This is a genomic window from Curtobacterium sp. MMLR14_002 (assembly GCF_001864975.1).
GTDB lineage: Bacteria > Actinomycetota > Actinomycetes > Actinomycetales > Microbacteriaceae > Curtobacterium > Curtobacterium flaccumfaciens.
Genome location: NZ_MJGT01000056.1, coordinates 1 through 480, shown reverse-complemented (window position 1 = coordinate 480; position 480 = coordinate 1). Strand labels below are relative to the sequence as shown.

Genomic DNA, 480 nt, shown 5'->3' with positions numbered 1-480 from the left:
CGCGACCCGCACGGCGATCAGCTGCTCGGTCGACGTGACCACCGCTGTGGCGAGGCTCGCCAGGGCCAGCAGGACGAGCCCGGCGAGCATGACCCGGCGGCGTCCGATGCGGTCGGCGACGGCGCCGAAGAGCAGCATCAGCCCTCCGAAGGCGACCGAGTAGGCACCCGAGACCCACTGCAGGCCCGTCGTCGACGAGCCCAGGTCGCGGCCGATCGTCGGCAGGGCGACGTTGAGCACGGAGTTGTCGAGCATCTCGAACAGGAACACCGCGGACAGCCCGGCGAGGGCGATCCAGGCGTCGCGCAGACGAGGAGAAGAACCACCGCCGGGCACATGCCCGGTGGTGCGAGCGGGACTGGGGGACACGATGGCGCACTCCTTCGAGGGAAGAAGTGGCGACTCGTTCGATGCCGCGTGCTGGTGCGTCGCAGATCGCGGCGCCTTTTACCTCAGTGATCGAGACCATACACGGACTGC

The 480-nt window shown here is 69.2% G+C and carries 1 protein-coding gene; it reads right to left on the bottom strand.

Annotated features, from left to right (window positions below; all coding sequences use genetic code 11):
• Positions 1–294: MFS transporter (locus tag BIU91_RS09090; protein WP_216099660.1), on the bottom strand; the 294-nt coding region annotated here is incomplete at its 3' end.
• Positions 295–480: the final 186 nt, after the last annotated feature.